General features: G+C 40.5%; 2 protein-coding genes. Both read right to left on the minus strand.

The genetic code is table 11. From position 1 onward, the window contains the following. Window positions 1-317 precede the first annotated feature (317 nt). Entirely contained in the window at window positions 318-962 is a 645-nt protein-coding gene (locus K941_RS15955; RefSeq protein ID WP_208854386.1) for an ABC transporter permease, read from the minus strand. Window positions 963-990: 28 nt separating this feature from the next. Beyond that, window positions 991-1,668 (minus strand): hypothetical protein, encoded by a 678-nt coding sequence (locus K941_RS15960; RefSeq protein ID WP_051226072.1) that lies wholly within the window; start codon window positions 1,666-1,668, stop codon window positions 991-993. Between the last annotated feature and the right edge of the window lie 109 nt (window positions 1,669-1,777).

Genomic DNA, 1,777 nt, shown 5'->3' on the forward strand with positions numbered 1-1,777 from the left:
GCTAAGTCTTTAAGACAGGGCTGGATGACTGATGATCTAGATGAGCTGTTTTGGAACATGGGGGTGTGTGGTGATTTTGTGGTTTGTTGAGTGTAAATTGATATCCTTCAAAACGGCTCGCTCGCCTTTACCAAATGGGTATCGCTTGCTGACATTCTCTAATTTTATCATGGTTTATCTTTATTAGGTTGTACGAGTAATTTGCCTAACCAATGTTAATCCTACAAAAGATAATATGGTATTCCATAAAACAACATAAGAAACACTTTCATAGGTGGGAATAATATTACCATAATAGCCGTGTCGCATCATTTCTGTCAAATGCACCATCGGAATATATAACACAAACTCCCTTGCCATTTCTGGTAGCCAATGCACAAAAAAGCCACACCCGATAGTGGAAACATGATGATGGAAAAGGCACTCCACAGACGATTGATAACTTCAGACATCTCTGTCAACGCACCCATCACAAAAGAGAGCCCTATGGCAAACCAAACCATCAACACCCAACCAAACACCATATACAAAAAATCGTCAGGCATCGGCATCAGTCCTGCCACAAAAAACAATACCGACAACACAAGAAGTGAAACCGTTGCCCCAAACACTTCTAAAAATATCCGAGCCAAAAACACATCAATGATGGTAACATTGCGATGGTAGAGCAGTCCAGAATTTGACTCAATGGTTTTTGTGGTGCGACTAACACTATTTCGCCAGCACAACACCACCGAATAGGGGATAATCAGCATATTCTGCCCAAGATTGCTCGCCCTTACCATCTGCCAAAACAAAGCAACCAATCCTATAAAAATCATCGGCTCAACAAACAACCAAAGAAAACCAATATTGTGCCTACCATAACGGGTAATAATCTCACGCATCAGCAAAGCATAAATCACTCGTAGCTGGATACGAAATGAATACATAAACGAGCGAAAGCCACCCATCTCAGTCATTATGCTCTCACACCCGCCACAAACAACTTTAACACCCCCACAACAGTAGTCCAAACACAAAACCAGACAACACATTTTTAAGGCGTTTGGATTTGGTTGCCTCATCAGGCAAGGACGGCATGGCAAGTCTTTCTAAGTATAACTGTTTTTGATTAAAATCGGTTTTAGCTTGCTCATAGCCTGCCATCGCTGAGGCAAGTTGTTTGTCTGCCAACTCTTTTTCTAGTTGCAATCTTTGAAATTCCACCGAACGCTTACTGAGCGATGCGTCATTTGCCCCTGCAACCAACTTCGACTTTTCAGCAATGCTTTTCTTTAAGCTCTTAATGCGAGTTTCCATTGCTTTGATTTGTGGGTTTTGTAGGGTTAATTCTTTGGCTTGTACCAATTGTGTTTCAGTTTGGATTAAAGCATCTTGTAACTTTGAAATCTCTTGCAGTGCCAATGTGGATTGACCCTCCGGATTAAAGACCTCGTGTTTGACACGATACTCTGCCAAAGCAGAGGCTGTCTTTTGTGATAATTCCTGAACCTCTTTAACTTCCTTTTCAGAAGCAAGCAAAATGTCATTTTTGGCATTGTTGTTGATGCGGTTAATGACCGCCTCACTCATTTTTAACAACTCTTCATTGATTTGTTGAGCATCTTCGGCAGTATAGGCCTCAATTTTTAATGATGAAATGGAGGAGGCTGGGTCATAAACCACCGTGATTTTTTACACTTGAATTTACAACCCAACCGCAACACCAAATAAAATAAAGAAGTGTTCATCAATTTAATGTATCATTAAGTTACCACACAAAATAAAGCATTAA

Source organism: Moraxella caprae DSM 19149 (assembly GCF_000426885.1).
In the GTDB taxonomy this organism is placed as follows: Bacteria; Pseudomonadota; Gammaproteobacteria; order Pseudomonadales; family Moraxellaceae; genus Moraxella; species Moraxella caprae.

What these genes read in the sequence shown, in the direction of transcription:
- K941_RS15955 (WP_208854386.1), bottom strand. Translation starts at nt 962, where the DNA reads ATGACTGAGATGGGTGGCTTTCGCTCGTTTATGTATTCATTTCGTATC.